Raw genomic sequence first — 16,584 nt, 5'->3', positions numbered from 1 at the left:
CTATTCCTCCGGTATCAGCACAAGACAGCCCAACGGCGGCAACGTCAGCGCGAGCGATACCGGGTGTCCGTGCGACGGCACGCCCTGCGTCTGAAGGGGACTCTGGGGACGTTGAGCATCGCCCGGCTCGCCGTGAGCGCGATCGGGCATATCGATCTCGTTCGTTACGCCGCTGCCGCCATAGCACGGCAAGTCGGAATTCAGCGCTTCTCGCCAGCGTCCGCCGACCGGTACGCCCACGCGGTAGTCGTGGCGCGGCAGCGGCGTGAAGTTGACGACGACCAGGCATACGTCCTTCGCCTGCACGCCGTCATGAGGGGGCGAGCCGCGGCGCAGATACGCCAGCACGCTGTTGTCGCGGTCGTTGCCGATGATCCATGAGAAGCCTGCGGCTTGCGCATCGAGCCGGTACAGCGCGGGCAGCGCGCGATAGCATCGGTTCAGGTCGCGGACCCAGCGCTGCACGCCACGGCAGGCCGGGTCGTCCAGCTGCGACCACGCCAGCGGTGCGTCGTGATTCCATTCGGCGTGCTGGGCGAACTCTGCGCCCATGAAGAGCAGTTTCTTGCCCGGATGCGTCCACATGAAACCGAAGTACGCGCGCAGATTGGCATGCTTGCGCCACGCGTCGCCCGGCATGCGCCCGATCAGCGAGCCTTTGCCGTGTACCACTTCGTCATGCGACAGGGGCAGGACAAAGTGCTCCGAAAACGCATAGACGAGACCGAAGGTCAGATCGTCGTGATGGTGACGGCGGTACACGGGGTCGCGGCCCATGTAGCGCAGCGTGTCGTTCATCCATCCCATGTTCCACTTGTAATGGAAGCCCAGACCGCCCGAGGCCACCGGCGCACTGACCCCCGGCCACGCCGTGGATTCCTCCGCGAACAAGGCGGCACCGGGCGCGTCCTGTGCAACGCGCTCACTGAGCATCTGCAAGAAGGCAATCGCTTCCAGATTCTCGCGTCCTCCATACCGGTTCGGCACCCACTCGCCCGGCTTGCGGCTGTAATCGCGATAGAGCATCGACGCCACCGCGTCCACACGCAACCCGTCGACATGGAACCGGCGCAGCCAGTCGAGCGCGCTGCCGATGAGGAAATTGACGACTTCCCGGCGGCCGAGGTTATAGACGCTCGTTTTCCAGTCCTGATGAAATCCCTCGCGCGGATCGGCATGCTCGTACAGCGCCGTGCCGTCGAATTGCGCAAGGCCGTGCACGTCGGACGGAAAGTGCGCGGGCACCCAGTCGAGAATCACGCCCAGTCCGGCGCAGTGCGCCGCATCCACCAGTCGCGCCAGCCCTGCCGGATCGCCAAAGCGAGCGGTGGGCGCATAGAGGCTCAACGGTTGATAGCCCCACGAACCGGCGAAGGGGTGTTCGGTCACCGGCAAGAATTCGATGTGTGTGAAGCCCATGTCGCGCACGTACGGGATCAGCCGCTCGGCGAGGGCATCCCAGTGCGCGGGGGCGGACGCCTGCCCGTCGTCTCCCGGCGGAAGCCACGACCCGGCGTGGACTTCGTAGATGGCGACGGGCGCGTTCGTCGCGACACGATGCTCGCGCTCGTCCAGCCACGCGTCGTCGTGCCAGACGAACGGCGACGGGCAAGCGACCCGGGACGCTGTCGCAGGAGGCGCTTCCGTCATGCGCGCCAGAGGATCGGCCTTGAGCGGCAACACGGTCCCGCCCGCGGTGCGCACCTCGAACTTGTATCGCTCGCTCGCACCCAGATGCGGAATGAAAAGTTCCCAGACTCCCGCGTCGTGCCGCAGGCGCATCGGATGCCGGCGTCCGTCCCAACCGTTGAAATCGCCGACCACCGACACGCGGCTCGCGTTCGGTGCCCAAACGGCGAAGCGCACGCCCGGCACGTCGTCGATCGTCATGACGTGGGCGCCCAGACAATCGCCAATGCGCCAGTGATGGCCTTCGCGCAACAGATGCAGATCGAACTCGCCGAGCAGCAGGCCGAACGCGTAGGGGTCGGCCGTGATCTGCCGTGCCTGTGGCCAGTCGATGTGCAGTCGATATGCCGGGGCGTGCGCGACGCCCGGGACATCGGCGGGCAGGGCGGCGACGAACAGTCCGTCCGCGTGAATCCGGTGCATCGGTATCGGTTGCGCATCAGGCGAGGACAGGCGTTCGATCCCCACACTATCGGCGCCGGGCACAAATGCCCGAACGCTCCAGCCGCTCGCTTCGCGATGCGGCCCCAGCACCGAGAAGGGATCGGGATGACTCGCGTCGATGAGCGCCTGCACGTCATGTTGCTGCATGACGGGCAAGGCCAGCCGGTCGCCGCCGTCCACCTCGGTGTGATGGGGCACCGCAGAGCGCGAGGGCTGGGCGTGACTCATGACGCGTTGTCCTCCCCGGTGTCCAGCAGCCGGCGCACCAGCACCTCGAACCCGGCAAGCGGCACCCAGACCCACGCAGGCCGGTTGGCACACTCGTACACAATCTCGTAGGCCGCCTTCTCCAGCAGTTGCGCGTCGAGCAGGGGACGGCATCGGAACGTGTCGGCCAGTCGCGGTGCACCGTACGCGACGGCGCGCGCATAGGCATCGAGAAAGGCGGCACCCGCTTCGTCCATGATCCGGTGCAAAAGCGCCTCGCGGCGCGCGAGCATCGGTGCGGGCAACGGTTCTTCCGTACTCGCGACGGCACGTCCTACATAGTCGAGCGAGCGAAGCAGTCCGGCCACGTCGCGCAACGGACTGGTCTTCTCCCGGCGCACCGCAACGTCCCGTGCCGGTTCGCCTTCGAAGTCGATGATGACCACGTCGCCCGGCGTTACCAGCACCTGCCCCAGATGGAAGTCCCCGTGAACGCGCTGACACAAGGTGCCCGCACCTTCCCGGATCAGACCGGCAAGCCGCTCGACGACGTCGTCGCGCCGATGCGCAAGCGCGTCGATGGCGGCGACCTGTGCGTTGGCGTCCGGCGTGTCGAGGATCGTCGACTTATGGGTTTCGAGACAGGCGAACGCCTGCGACACCATCGCCTGCGCGTGCGACGTCCATCGGGACAGCATGGCATCGCTTGCGACGACAGGAGAAAACGCCTCGTCATCGGTGTCCTGTGCAAGCACGAGATGCATCTCGCCAAGACGCTTGCCGATCTGACGCGCCAATTGCAGGTACGGCGCCGCTTCGTCGCGCGTCTCGCCAGCGCTCACGTCGTCGTGCGAGAGCGCCTCGATCAGCCGCGAGAGGGTGTCGTAGCCCCAATTCCAGCCGTTGCCCTGATTGCCGACGAAGCGCTGCAAGATCGCCAGGGTGTGCGGATTCCCATCGGCGTCGCGACGACGCACCTCGCCGAGCCATTGCGGCGAATTGGCAAAACCGCACTCGCTCAGGCGTCGCAGCATCTCCGCCTCGGGATGCACGCCGGGCACGATCTGGCGCACCAGCTTGAGCGCGAGCGAATTGCCCATCGCCAACGAACTGTTGGTCTGCTCGACGGCCATCCACTGCGTGGCTTCCCCCGGAGGAATCGGCTCGTCCGCCAGCACGGGAGCGCTTTCGAACTCGAAGACGCCGAGGTCCGGGGCGTCGCCCATCTCCCCCCTCTCGCCTGGGCGGCGCGCAGGCACGCGCGCATTCGATTGCATCAGCGTCGCGAGCGCCGGGCCGAGTGCTTCGCTGGCGAAGGCGTCGACCAGATAGCCGACGCGGCGGCCGCGCCGCACACGCGCGAGCGCGAGCTGAATCGGCAGGGGCCGCATGCCGACCTGCTCCCAGACGACGGTCAACGGCAGCAGGTACGTCTGCACCTGCCGCCGCCCGTCGGCATCGAGTTGCACTTCGACTTCGCACAGCCACACAGGCGCGTCGGCACCGCCGTCTTCCGGCGTGCCCTGCAGGAGCTGGGTCACGCAATTGAGCCGGGCCGTTTGCAGACGGGCATTCTTGGCCGCGAACCATCGGCGTCGTGGCAGATAGCGAGGCAGTATGGTCTTCGAGATGGCATCGCAAATCGATGCATCCAGCAGCGGCGCCCCGGCACGCCAGACGAAGGTCGTGAATTCGGGAAGCTGCTCGGAGGCCTCTTCGTTCCAGCGCGGCGCCTGCGTCGCTTCGGTCAGTTCGAACCAGTAGAAGCCGTAGGGCGGCAGCGTCAACAGATATGTCAACTGCCCGACGGCGGGGAACGCCGTGCCGCCGAGCAGTTCTACCGGCGTGCGTCCGGCGAAACGCGACAGATCCAGTTCGACCGCCTGCGACGCGCGCGACAGGTTCGCCACGCACAGCAACGGCGCTTCGTCCGTGTATTCGCGCAGGTAGGCAAGCACCTTGCGGTTGGTCGGATGCAGAAACTCGATCGAGCCCCGGCCGAAGGCTCGCCGCGACCGGCGCGTGGCGATCAGGCGTCGCATCCAGTTGAGCAGCGAATGCGGATCGCGCGCCTGACTCTCCACGTTCACCGACTCATAGCCATACAGCGCGCCCTGAATGGCGGGCAACGTCAACAGTTCAGGGTCTGCCCGCGAGAAACCGCCGTTGCGATCGTACGACCATTGCATCGGCGTGCGCACGCCGTCGCGGTCGCCCAGATGAATGTTATCGCCCATGCCGATCTCGTCGCCGTAGTAAATGACGGGCGTACCCGGCATGGAGAGCAGCAGGCTGTTCATTAACTCGATGCGCCGCCGGTCGCGCTCCAGCAACGGGGCGAGCCGTCGCCGAATGCCGAGGTTCAGACGCGCGCGCCGGTCGGAGGCATAGACCTCCCACAGATAGTCGCGCTCGCTGTCGGTTACCATTTCGAGCGTCAGTTCGTCGTGATTGCGCAGGAAGATGGCCCACTGACAGGCGTCGGGAATCTGCGGCGTCTGGCTCAGGATGTCAGTGATCGGGAAGCGATCCTCCCGGGCGATGGCCATGTACATGCGCGGCATGAGCGGGAAATGGAACGCCATGTGGCATTCGTCGCCCGCACCGAAGTACTGTTGCACGTCTTCCGGCCATTGATTGGCCTCGGCCAGCAGGAGACGGTTGCGATACCTGGCATCGAGATCGGCGCGAATGCGTCGCAGGATGGCGTGCGTTTCCGGCAGATTTTCGTTGCTGGTGCCTTCGCGCTCCACGAGATACGGCACGGCGTCCAGACGCAGTCCGTCCACCCCCATCCCCAGCCAGAAATGCATCACGCCCAGGACTGAGCGCAGCACCTGCGGGTTGTCGAAGTTCAGATCGGGCTGATGCGAGTAGAAGCGGTGCCAGTAATACGCGCCCGCAGTCGGTTCCCACGTCCAGTTCGAGACCTCGGTGTCGACGAAGATGATGCGCGTGCCTTCGTATTCGCGCCCCGTGTCGGACCACACGTAATAGTCGCGATGCGAGGTGCCGGGGCGTGCCAGGCACGCCCGCTTGAACCACGGGTGCTGATCCGAAGTGTGATTGATGACCAGTTCCGTAATCACGCGAATCCCGCGGGCGTGGGCCTGGGCGATGAGGCGCCGCACGTCGGCTATCGTGCCGTAGTCCGGATGCACGCCCCGATATTCAGCGATGTCGTAGCCGTCGTCGCGGCGCGGCGATGGGTAGAAGGGCAGCACCCACAGCGTATCGACGCCCAGTTCCGCGATGTAGTCGAGCTTTTCGATCAGGCCGGCAAAGTCGCCGATACCGTCGCCATTCGCGTCGAAAAACGACTTGATGTGCAATTGATAGATGACCGCGTCCTTGTACCAGTGCGGATCGTCGCGCAAGGCGATGTTGCCGAGCTGGGGTTCTCGTTTCATAGGGTCTCCCGGCGCTCGTTGCGTTCTTCTCGCGGGTCGTGTTCGCGTTGCGGGCGAACCGACCAGATGCCATAAGGGGCGTGCGGGGGCAGATGCACACGCTGGTGCTTGCCGTGCCACACGAAGTGCGCGCCGTCGAGGAGGTTTTCGACCGCGAGGGCGGCGGCGTCCGGCAATTGCCAGCGCCAAAGCGGCAACTCGATGGTGGCGTCATGGGACTGGCGCGCATCGAGATTGACCGCGACGAGCACGACATCCGAGCGCGTTGGCGTTGCTTTCTCGAAATACAGGACATGCGGATTGTCGGCGCCGAGGAAGGTCACGCCGCGGTGCGTCTGCAACGCCGGATGCCGCTTGCGGATGCGATTGAGCACCGTGATCTCCCGCACGATATTGCCGGGGCGTGCCCAGTCCCACGCGCGAATCTCGTACTTTTCGGCGTCGAGGTATTCCTCGCGGCCCGGCAACGGCGTGGCTTCGCACAGCTCGAACCCGCTGTACATCCCCCACAGCCCCGAGAGCGTGGTCGCCAGCGCGGCGCGCGCAAGATGCACGGGACGGCCGCCGTGTTGCAGGTGGTACGGATTGATGTCCGGCGTGTTCACGAAGAAATGCGGACGGAAGCATGCGGCGACGCCGGGTTGCTGCAATTCCGTCAGATACTCGGTGAGTTCGGCCTTGGTTTCGCGCCACGTGAAATAGGTGTACGACTGCGAGAAGCCGATCTTTGCAAGCCGGTACATCAGCTTCGGGCGCGTGAAGGCTTCGGCAAGAAAGACCGTTCTGGGATGCGCCGCCCGGACCGAGCCGATCAGCCATTCCCAAAATGGCAGCGGCTTGGTGTGCGGATTGTCCACGCGAAAAAGGTCGATGCCCTCCGAAACCCAGAACAGGACGACGTCGCGCAAGGCTAACCACAGTCCCGGCACGGCGTCCCGCGCATAGAAGTCGACGTTGACGATGTCCTCGTACTTCTTCGGCGGATTCTCCGCATAGCGCAGCGAACCGTCGGCACGCCAGTCGAACCAGCCCGGATGCTCGCGCAGCCACGGATGATCGGGCGAGCACTGCACCGCGAAATCGAGCGCGATGCGCAAGCCGTGGGCGCTTGCCGCCAGGCGCAGCCGCCGGAAATCGTCGAGCGTGCCCAGCGCCGGGTGAATGGCATCGTGACCGCCCGAAGCGTCGCCAATCGCATACGGACTGCCCGGATCGCCCGGTTGCGCTTCGAGCCGGTTGTTCTTGCCCTTGCGATGCGTTTGCCCGATCGGGTGAATCGGCGGCATGTAGAGCACGTCGAATCCCATGTCCGCGATGGCCGGCAGCCGCCGTATCACGTCGTCGAACGTGCCGTGCCTTGAAGCGTCCCCGCTTTGCGAGCGTGGAAACAACTCATACCAGCTCGCGAATGCGGCTTCCGGCGGTTCCACGTCAATGGGCAGTGCGCCCGACCGGATTACGAAGGGACGATAGCGAGCCGCCGCGACGGCGTCGAGCGTGGCCGGCGCGCTCAGGGCAGGGTAGGCCAGCGTGGGATCGTCTGCCTGTGCCTGAAGCTGCGCCTGCGTCGCAATGGCGTCGAGCGGCTTGCGGGCGCGCGCGGACGGCGCGGCTTCGGCGATCTGTCTCAGACACGCAATCCCCTCCTGGATATCGAGCGCGACGGACTGGCCCGCGTCGAGTTTCTTCGCCACTTCGCGACACCAGTTCACATAGGGATCCTGCCAGGCCTCGATCTGATACTCGTGACGGCCCAGCCGTGTCGGACGAAATTCCGCGTGCCATCGGTCGTTGCCGAGGGGCGTCATGGGAATTTCGCGCCACGTCGTGGTGTCGAGCGCCCGCCAGCGCAGCACCGCGCTCGGCTGCGCGTGGCCGTCGGTGAAGACGTCGGCGCACACCGTGACGCTTTCTCCCACGACGGCGCGCGCCGCGAACCGTCCGCCTTCGAGCGATGGCTCGACGGCTTCGATGACCACGCGCGATTCGGCGGCGGCGTCGCGCACGGCACGCCGGTCCTGCTCGTTCGCCGTGCCGAGCTTCGCTCTGGGCCAAACGTGGCGTGACACGCTGCGCTCGGTCCCGGCTTGCCAGAAGCGGACCTCGCCGGGCGCGAGCGTAAGCTGGGTCAGCGTTTCGGGCGCGCCGGAAGGGTTGCCATGGGCATCGAGCGGGGTGAGTCTCACCTGATCGATGCTTGCGCAGGCAGCCATTGGCAGCGTTGCCGCCTGCGTCAGGCTACGGTTGATCGCGACGATACGACGCGTCGGCACCCCCGGCATCTCCTGCGTGACGAGCGTTATCGCGGTGTCGGCGCCGGACAGGCATCGCAGCGTGGCCCGTGCGGCCGGAAGGGGGCTGGTGGCGTCTTGCGATGCACCCGCACTCGCCGCCTGCGCCGCCAATCGTCGATTTCCGGCGGCAATGGTCGGGCTGAAATCGATCTCGTGATCGGAAACGGCCGACGCAGCGGGAGCCTCGTCAGCCGACGGCTCGATGAGCGGCAGTTCGCTGCCCGCGTGCGCATGACCGTATTCCATACCTGCGGGCATCAGAATGCCGTCGCCGAGTTCGAACGCCAGTTGAAGCGCACGCGCACATTCGAGCACGTTGTGACTGCGCGCGACGAGATCGCCGGGCGATTCGAACGGATCTCCCGCCAGCGCGACGCGCCACGTACATCCCGCAAGATCGGCATGCTCGTCGAAGAGCCACGACGCGCGCATGTCCCACCAGCACGACGAGAGAAACACGCCGTCGAAACCGGCGCCGGCGATCGCCACCATCTGCTCGCGCGGTAGTCCGGGCGTCCAGCCGAACCATTGGAGTGCGGGAAAATGACGGCGCATGTCGCGGATCAGCCGCCGCCACGCGGCGGCAGGCCGCGACGACAAGCCATGCAGACAGAATCCGTCGGCCCCTTGCTCCGCCAGCCGACGCAGTCGGACGGCGAACGCGTCGGACATCTCGTTTGCGGTGGGCAGGCCGCCCGGGGGAGTGGACACCGGCGCACGGTAGAGGCCACTGCCGAGTCCGTTACCCCGAGGCGGATGCCGCGGATCGGGAGGATCGTCGTTGCGGTGGGGGGCCGCGCCGGTGCCGGGACCAGTCGAATCGGCATCGGGCGCGGCCGGGCCGGCGAATGAGCCACGGCGCGCGAGGTCGCCATTGACCGCAACGTCGAGCGCGAGCCCGAAGCGACGCGGCGCCGGCAGATAATCGTGGAGTGTGTTTCCGCACGACGCCTCGTCGATCAGCAGACGCGAGAAGCCGAGCCCCGCAACCCGTTCGACGAGCCTTGACCAGTCGTCCGGAGCGGGCAGCGTGCGGGCCGTCAACGCGTATATGCGTGGAGGGTCGCGTGGAGGGTTCCGGTCGGGCGCTGCACCGGCGCGCGCGTCCGTAGTCCTGAGCGGCCCGGTGTCGTGGACGCGTTTACGTGACAGCGAGTTTGACATTGCGACGAGCTCCCGAGCCCTCACGGGCGGATGACGTCGTCAATGCAGCAAATTCCGTGCCTCGTCGCGGCGACCCACGTGGCTGTAGCCTTGCGGCCGATATGCCCGACACTATTGGCAAAGGTTTGTAGAAAGCGCCTCGATGGAGCACGGGGCGGGGCGCAAGCCGCCCGAGCGCCGAGAGAATGCCGCGGCGGGTACGCGCCGCGTGTTGGACGTCAATCGGGTGCCGAACGGGCCGCGCACGTCAATGCCGCGCCCCCGCGAGAATGTCCGTGCCGAGCGCGGTATGGACATGGCCGAGTTGAAACAGCTCGTCATCGAGCACCTGAAGCGCAAACGGGATATTCGTCTTCACGCCCTGGATACCGGTCGCGCCCAGAGCCTCGCGCATGCGGCGAATGGCGGCGGTGCGCTCCGGTGCGTGCACGATGATTTTCGCCAGTAGCGGGTCGTAATACGGGGTGACGGTGTTGCCTTGGGCGTAGCCGGTCTCGACGCGAATGCCGTCGCCTGCCGGCAGTTCGAACGCCGTCAGTTTTCCGGGCGACGGAAAGAAGCGCACGGCGTCCTCGGCGTACACGCGCACTTCGATGGCGTGCCCGTTCACGCGCGGCGTGTCCGGCACCACCGTCGCGAGCGCCTCGCCCGCCGCCAGCCGGATCTGGCACTTCACGAGATCGACGCCTGTGATCGCCTCCGTCACCGCGTGCTCGACCTGCAGGCGCGTATTCATTTCAAGGAAGTTACAGGTGCCGTCCGCACCGAACAGCGTTTCCGCCGTGCCGATGACGTCGTAGCCGATCTCTTCGAGCAGCCCGGCGATCTTCTGCGCGGTAGTCTCCATATCGCGGCGCGGGAGCAGCGGCGCGGGAGACTCCTCGATGACTTTTTGATGGCGGCGCTGAACGGAGCAATCCCGTTCGAACAAGTGGCATGCATTGCCCGCCTTGTCCGCAAGCATCTGGAACTCGATGTGGCGCGGACGCTCGATCAGCTTTTCAAGGTAAAGCTCCGCATTGCCGAAACTCTTCTGGGAGACGGAGCGCGCCTGAGCGATCGCCGCGAGCAGAGAGACCTCGTCGCGCGCCGGCACCATGCCGATGCCGCCGCCACCGGCGGCGGGTTTGATGAGGACCGGGTAGCCGATCGCCCGTGCGGCGGCACTGATCGACTCGGTGTGATCGTCGAGCAGCCCCGAGCTGGGCGACATCGGCATGCCGTAGCGCGCCATCAACTCACGCGCACGTGTCTTGTGCCCCATCGCTTCGATCCATTGCGGCGACGGGCCGATGAACGTTGCCCCCGCCGCGATGACGCGACGGGCGAACGCGGCGTTCTCGGAAAGAAACCCGTATCCGGGATGCACGGCGTCTGCCCCGGAGCGCACCAGCACGTCCATGAGACGGTCCTGATCGAGGTAGCTCGACATGGCGGGGGCGGGACCGATGGCATAGACTTCGTCGGCCTGTGCCAGATAGGGCAACGTGGCGTCCGCCTCGGAACATACGGCAACGGAACGGATGTTCATCTGACGCAATGCGCGAATGACGCGCGCAGCAACCGCGCCGCGATTCGCGACGAGGACCTTTTCAAACATGTCTCCTCCTTCCGAATGATCTGTACGTGCAGTGCATGCCGCCCATGCCACGCATGCCACGCATTCCACGCGTCGTGCATTTCCGTGCCCGGCCCGGGCGTTATCCGGCGATGCCCTCGGCCATGCCACCCCACGCCACACGGGCGTCATCCAGTTGCCGGCCGAGCACGTCGGTCTCCCGACGCAGCGCGTGCAGCGCCTCGTCGAGATGCGCCCCGGTCATGCGCGAGGCAATCGAGGCAATGCTGATCGATACGAACGCCGGACCGTCCTTGCGCGGCAGCGTCATGCCGATTGCGCTCACGTCGGCGATCACGGTTTGCACATTGGTGGCATAGCCGTCTTCGCGTGTCCTGGCGACCATCTCGCGCAAACGCGCCGGCGAAATATCGCGATAGCGAGGCAGATGCACGGCGTTCGCCGCGATGGCGCTCTCGACAGCGTGATCGGGCAGGGCGGCCAGCAGAGCCATGGCGCCCGCGCCGGCGCCCAGCGCCCGGCGGGCGCCGATCTTCAGGCTATGTGTGCGAATGGGGTAGCTACCTTGCAAGTGATCGAAACAAACGGCCTCGTGTGCGCTTCGGACCATCAGAAAGACGGAGTCGCCTGTCAGGTCCGCGAGGCGCCGCAGCGTCGGCTGACAACGCTCCCGGAGGTCGAACGCAGGCGCCGCCGTCAGCCCGAGCAGATACGCCATGTGACCCAACGTGTAGCGGCGCGCCTGCGGTTCGAGTTGCAGCATGTGGCTGAACGCCAGGCCTTTGACGATGCGATGTGCCGTGATGCGTTCCAGTCCGAGGCCTTCGGCGATTTCGTGAAGCCGCAAGCCCTGCGGCCCGCGCATGGCGATCAGGCGCAAGACGGCAATGGCCCGCTGAATGCTCTGCGTGCCTTCGTTCGCACGACGTTCCGCGGGTGCGACGCGATGATGGCCATTCGCGGGGGCCTCGCTTCCCTGCACGGCGTCGCACGCGAGATTGCCGGCAAGGCTTTCGGCGTGGCCGTCAGCGAGATCGACGTCGATCTCGCCAGCGTGTCGTCGAGGTGAGGTCATGAGAATCTGTCCGGTTCGGGGGCCTGCGGCATGCAGGCCAGGTGACGCTGGCGAACGTTTCGCCAGCGTTCGGCATTGTCTCGCATCGGTGCGTCCATTACCGTCCGTGGAACACCGGTGGACGCTTGTCCGCAAACGCCGCGCGCCCCTCTTTGCGATCTTCCGTGTCGCGCAGCAAGCCCCACAGATGCCGCTCGTAAGTCAGCGCGACCGGCAAGGGCATGTCCATGCCGTCACGCGCCGAGCGCTTGATCGCGCGCACGGCCAGCGGCGCGGCGTCGGCGATACGGCGCGCGATACCGGTGGCGGTTTCCAGCAGGGTGTCCTGCGGTACCACGTGGCTGACCAGACCGACGCGCAACGCTGTGTCTGCGTCGATGGCATCGCCCGTCAACAGCATCCACATGGCGTTGGCGCCGCCGATCAGGCGCGGTAGCCGTTGCGTGCCGCCGGAGCCGGGCATCGACCCGACGGCGACCTCCGGCAATGCAAAGCGCGCCGTGTCGGCCGCAATACGAATGTCGCAGGCAAGACCGATTTCGAGCGCGCCGCCATAGGCGAGACCATTGAAGGCGCAGATCAACGGCGTGTCGAAGTCCATGCCCAGCGTAAGCGATCCGGCCTCCGGCGCGGCGCCTTCGCCGCGAAAGACCTGTGCGGCGAACGATGTCGCCGGAGGCGGCGTTTGCCTGAGATCCGCACCGCTGCTGAACGCGCGCTCGCCCGCGCCCGTCACGATGACCGCGCGGATCTCGGGTGTGCTGCCGATGTGTCGCCATAGTTCCTGAAGCCGCGCCCGCATCGGATAGTCGATGGCATTGAGCGCTTCGGGACGGTTCAGCCGTACGGTGGCGACGCCGTCGATCACGGAAAAGTCGATGGTCATGGTGTCGATGGCCCGTCGAATGCAACGACGCCCGGCCGATGCAGGGTTGGCATACCGTTACCTCACGGATCGATGCGGTGCTTGAAGCCGGGCTCGCGCGAATCTGCGACTGCCGCGAGCGCACGGCGAATGGCATCGCGCGTCTCGGCCGGATCGATGACGTCGTCGATCCAGCCCTGCGCGGCAGCTTCGTAGGCGCTCGACTGTTCGTCGAGCTTCGCCATGATCTCCGCCTTGCGCGCGGCCGGGTCAGGGGCCGCCGCAATCTCGCGCCCGTACACGAGTTCCACGCCAGCCTCAGGCCCCATCACATCGAAATGCGCGCCCGGCCACGCCGCCAGATAGTCGGGGCGCATGGCGCGCCCGCACATCGCGAGATAAGCCAGCCCGATGGCCTTGCGCGCCACGAATGTGATCTTCGGCACCGACGCCGCACACACCGTGTTGAGCAGCCGCGCCGCGAGGGAGATCATCCGGTGCTTTTCGATGTCGGGACCGACCAGGAAGCCGGGGGCGTCGCAGATGAAAACCAGCGGCACGTGAAACGCATCGCAAAGATCGACGAACTTGCGCGCCTTTTGCGCCGTTTTTTCGTCCATCACCCCGCCGCGCGCCATCGGGTTCGACGCCACGAATCCGACCGGCTGACCGTCGACGCGACCGAACGCGGTGATCAGGTTCGGACCATAACGCGGCCGATAGTGAAAGACATCGCCCGCGTCCACGATCAGGCTCAGCACGCGCTTCATGTCGTACGCCTGACGGCCGATGTCGGGAATGAGCGCTCGCAGTTTCTCGCGTCCTTCCTCCGTGTCGACGGCGGCAGGCTTCGCCTCGGCAACCGGCGGCAGTTCGCCGCTGTGGCTGGGCAGGAACGACAGGAACGTGCGCAGACTGCGCAGCGTGTCGGCTTCGGTATCGCCGACATAATCGGCTTGTCCGGTCACGGTCTCGCTGACGTCGGCGCCGCCAATGGCGTCCGAAGTGACGGACTCGCCCGTGCCGACCTTGACGACGAGCGGCCCCGACATCCCCATCACGCCCGTGCCGCGCGCCAGCGCCGTGAAATCCGATTGCGCCGCCGTGAACGACGGGCCGCCGAAGGCCGGTCCGAGAATTGCGGCGAGTTGGGGAACCTGTCCCGACATCCGGAAGTGATCGGCAAAGCGCGCGCCCATGTTGGCGGCCATCGCCCCGAAGCTTTCCTGCACGCGGGCCGCACCGGCCTCCATCAGGGCGATGAACGGCTTGCGATGCCGCAAAGCCGCCTCGCGCACCCGCGCAATCTTGATTTCGCCCACGCGTCCGCGCGTGCCGCCCAGCACTGTCGCGTCGTCTGCGGCGACATAGACGATGCGGCCGTCGATCCTGCCGTGTCCGGTCACGATGCCATCGGCGGGGGTTCGCTCGCGCAACGTTGGATGTGCGCTCCGGGCATGCACGCTCATCTCGACAAAGCTGCCGTCGTCGAGCAATAACGCAATTCGCTCGCGCGCCGTGAGCTTGCCTTGCTCGCGCAATTTCTCGATGGCTGCCGTCGGCGTCGCCGTGCGGATCGCCTCGCGGCGGGCATGCAGTTCGTCGATCTTGCGTTTGTCCATGAGCGTCCTGCGATACGAAGGATATGGAAAGCGGCGGGCTTTCCAGATATCCATATATTGAAATAAATAACGATTATATGGTGCGCTATTCGAGCTTCGATGTCGCGTCGGTATGATCGCTTATTGACATCGATGATCATGTTTCCTAGCTTTTATAGCGGATATTTCAACAACGTGCCAGAGAAATTGATGCGGATTCAGGTGGGGTTTTCGATGTTTTCATAGTTTCAATATTTGAACATTATAGAGAGGACGAGATGAATCGATTGACGGGATGGCGCGCTGCGGCGCGCGTGGCGTCGGGGTTGCGCGCCAAAGCGCTCGCCGGGGCGCTCGCCGCTGGCGTGCTAGGTGCACTGGGTATGGCAGGGCTGACACCGGCAGCGACGGCGGCCGACAAGACCGGTCCGGCGCTCGACCGCAATACACTCGTCGTGGCGCTCGACAAGGAGATTCAGAGCCTCGACGCACTGGTCACGGCGAGCGGCGACTCGCAGCGTTACGCCATGTCGATCTTCGATACCCTTTACGGCTTCGATGCGAAAGGCAACATCGTGCCGCGCATGGCGATCAGCAACACGATGTCCCCCGACGGCCTGACATACACGTTCAAGCTCCGGCCGAACATCAAATTCCACAACGGCGACCCATTCACATCGGCCGACGTGAAATATTCCATCGAACGGGTCATCGATCCGGCCACCAAGAGCACCCGGCGCCCGTATTTCGCGCCGGTCATCGATGGTGTCGATACGCCGGACCCGCTCACCGTTCGCATCCGCCTGAAGCAGCCCGATGGCGTATTTCTCAACAAGATCGCGGGCTTTCTGTTCATCGTTCCGCAAAAGTACACGTCGTCGCTGCCCAACGTCGAAGCCTTCGCGGCGGCGCCCATCGGCACAGGACCGTATCGCGTGAAAACGAACAAGGTGGGGCAATACCTCGAACTCGAACGCTTCGACGACTTCTACGGTGACAAGCCGGCCATCAGGACGCTCGTGTTCAGGTACATTCCCGAACCGTCGAGCCGGGTGAACGCCATCGTGTCGGGCGAGGTCGACATTGCCGCGATGATCCCGCTGGCCGAAGTGGCCCGGCTGCGCCAGGACGCGGCGCTGGACATCATCACGAACCCGGTCTCCTCCCCGATGCACGTGCGCCTGTACTCGAACGTGCCGGACTCCCCACTGGCCAAGCGCGACGTGCGCCTCGCACTCAACTACGCCATCGACGCGAACGCGATCATCAAGGGCGTGTTCCATGGTGTTGGCGCACCGATGGGAACGTTCATCTCGAAATACTTCCCGTATGGCGGCGATCCCGGCATCGCGCCGTATCCGTACGACCCGGTCAAAGCGCGCGCCCTACTCAAGCAGGCCGGCTATCCCAACGGCTTCGCGATCAAGCTCTACGACGCCGTCGGCACGCCCAAGGAGTTCGCCGAGGCGCTCGCCGCCTACTGGGGGCAGGTCGGTGTCAAGGTCGACATCAATCGTATCGACTACGCCGCGTGGAGCCGCCTGAACAACACTCACAAGACAGGGCCGATGACGACGACGCAGTTCACGAATGCCATCTACGACCCCATCCATCCGGTCGCCGGTTCCTTCTCGAAGGAGGGCGCATGGTCGGACTATTACAACCCCGAGGTCGAGGCGCTGCTCAAGCAACTCGATACGACGACGGGCGCACAGGCGCGCGGCGCGCTGTTTCGCAAGATCGGCAAGCTGCTTCATGACGACGCATCCGCGGTGCTCGTGACCGAACTGTTCAATGTCTTCGCGAAGAAAAAGGCGCTGACCTGGGAAGTGCAGCAGGGCTCGGGCTTCCTGAATTTCCGCAAGGTGGCCTGGCGCTGATTCGGCGCTGCGCCGTGGGGCGCGTGACGCACCCCACGGCAAACCGATCGGCGGACCAACGGTCCGGCCGGCTGGCGGGCGATGCGCAGCGCTCAGGCGTCGAGACTCACAGCCTCGTCGCCCTCGCCAATCGAATCGCCCACATTGAAGTGCACCTTCGTGACGCGCCCGGCTCGCGGCGCGATCACGGGAATTTCCATCTTCATCGATTCGACCATCAGCAGCGCCTGATCCTCGGACACGACGTCGCCCTCGGCGACAAGTACGTGGCAGACGGTGCCGGTGATTTCAGAACGAACAGCCTGGTTGGACATTTCGGTTTCCTCCGGGTGGTAATGAACGATCAACAGATGACAGGCAGTGGACAACGAGGAGT

General features: G+C 65.5%; 9 protein-coding genes. 1 reads left to right on the top strand and 8 read right to left on the bottom strand.

Features of this window, described 5'->3' with window-relative positions:
* The 7 genes from glgB to AB870_RS11035 all read right to left on the bottom strand — a co-directional run bounded on the left by glgB (position 1) and on the right by AB870_RS11035 (position 14,349).
* On the bottom strand, positions 1-2,361 hold the full coding sequence (gene glgB, locus AB870_RS11065) for a 1,4-alpha-glucan branching protein GlgB (RefSeq protein WP_047908030.1): 2,361 nt from the start codon (positions 2,359-2,361) through the stop codon (positions 1-3).
* Positions 2,358-5,750: a maltose alpha-D-glucosyltransferase gene (gene treS / locus AB870_RS11060; protein WP_047908029.1), complete on the bottom strand. Its 3,393-nt coding sequence runs from the start codon at positions 5,748-5,750 to the stop codon at positions 2,358-2,360. Before treS ends, glgB begins: the two co-directional genes overlap by 4 nt.
* Positions 5,747-9,088, bottom strand: a complete 3,342-nt coding sequence (locus AB870_RS11055; RefSeq protein ID WP_053059680.1) for an alpha-1,4-glucan--maltose-1-phosphate maltosyltransferase — start codon at positions 9,086-9,088, stop codon at positions 5,747-5,749. The genes treS and AB870_RS11055 overlap by 4 nt, the downstream gene beginning before the upstream one ends.
* A gap of 367 nt (positions 9,089-9,455) precedes the next feature.
* Positions 9,456-10,808 (bottom strand): acetyl-CoA carboxylase biotin carboxylase subunit, encoded by a 1,353-nt coding sequence (locus AB870_RS11050; protein ID WP_047908028.1) that lies wholly within the window; start codon positions 10,806-10,808, stop codon positions 9,456-9,458.
* A gap of 100 nt (positions 10,809-10,908) precedes the next feature.
* Positions 10,909-11,862, bottom strand: coding sequence for an IclR family transcriptional regulator (locus AB870_RS11045; RefSeq protein ID WP_084663572.1), 954 nt, complete (start codon positions 11,860-11,862; stop codon positions 10,909-10,911).
* Positions 11,863-11,959: 97 nt separating this feature from the next.
* Entirely contained in the window at positions 11,960-12,748 is a 789-nt protein-coding gene (locus tag AB870_RS11040; protein ID WP_047908027.1) for an enoyl-CoA hydratase/isomerase family protein, read from the bottom strand.
* 62 nt (positions 12,749-12,810) lie between these two features.
* A complete protein-coding gene (locus AB870_RS11035; RefSeq protein ID WP_047908026.1) occupies positions 12,811-14,349 on the bottom strand; it encodes an acyl-CoA carboxylase subunit beta in 1,539 nt (512 codons plus the stop codon).
* Positions 14,350-14,606: 257 nt separating this feature from the next.
* Here AB870_RS11035 and AB870_RS11030 point away from each other — a divergent pair, with 257 nt between their 5' ends.
* Positions 14,607-16,208 (top strand): ABC transporter substrate-binding protein, encoded by a 1,602-nt coding sequence (locus AB870_RS11030; RefSeq protein ID WP_237170098.1) that lies wholly within the window; start codon positions 14,607-14,609, stop codon positions 16,206-16,208.
* A gap of 92 nt (positions 16,209-16,300) precedes the next feature.
* Here the strand turns inward: AB870_RS11030 and AB870_RS11025 are convergent, their stop codons facing one another.
* On the bottom strand, positions 16,301-16,522 hold the full coding sequence (locus tag AB870_RS11025) for an acyl-CoA carboxylase biotin carboxyl carrier protein subunit (RefSeq protein ID WP_047909101.1): 222 nt from the start codon (positions 16,520-16,522) through the stop codon (positions 16,301-16,303).
* Positions 16,523-16,584: the final 62 nt, after the last annotated feature.

Origin of the sequence: Pandoraea faecigallinarum, from assembly GCF_001029105.3 — a bacterium.
GTDB lineage: Bacteria > Pseudomonadota > Gammaproteobacteria > Burkholderiales > Burkholderiaceae > Pandoraea > Pandoraea faecigallinarum.
This window is presented reverse-complemented; position numbering and strand designations above follow the sequence as displayed.

Coding starts and splice junctions, on each gene's coding strand:
- AB870_RS11045 (WP_084663572.1), bottom strand. CDS start 11,862: ATGACCTCACCTCGACGACACGCTGGCGAGATCGACGTCGATCTCGCT.
- glgB (WP_047908030.1), bottom strand. CDS start 2,361: ATGAGTCACGCCCAGCCCTCGCGCTCTGCGGTGCCCCATCACACCGAG.
- treS (WP_047908029.1), bottom strand. CDS start 5,750: ATGAAACGAGAACCCCAGCTCGGCAACATCGCCTTGCGCGACGATCCG.
- AB870_RS11050 (WP_047908028.1), bottom strand. CDS start 10,808: ATGTTTGAAAAGGTCCTCGTCGCGAATCGCGGCGCGGTTGCTGCGCGC.
- AB870_RS11035 (WP_047908026.1), bottom strand. CDS start 14,349: ATGGACAAACGCAAGATCGACGAACTGCATGCCCGCCGCGAGGCGATC.
- AB870_RS11030 (WP_237170098.1), top strand. CDS start 14,607: ATGAATCGATTGACGGGATGGCGCGCTGCGGCGCGCGTGGCGTCGGGG.
- AB870_RS11025 (WP_047909101.1), bottom strand. CDS start 16,522: ATGTCCAACCAGGCTGTTCGTTCTGAAATCACCGGCACCGTCTGCCAC.
- AB870_RS11040 (WP_047908027.1), bottom strand. CDS start 12,748: ATGACCATCGACTTTTCCGTGATCGACGGCGTCGCCACCGTACGGCTG.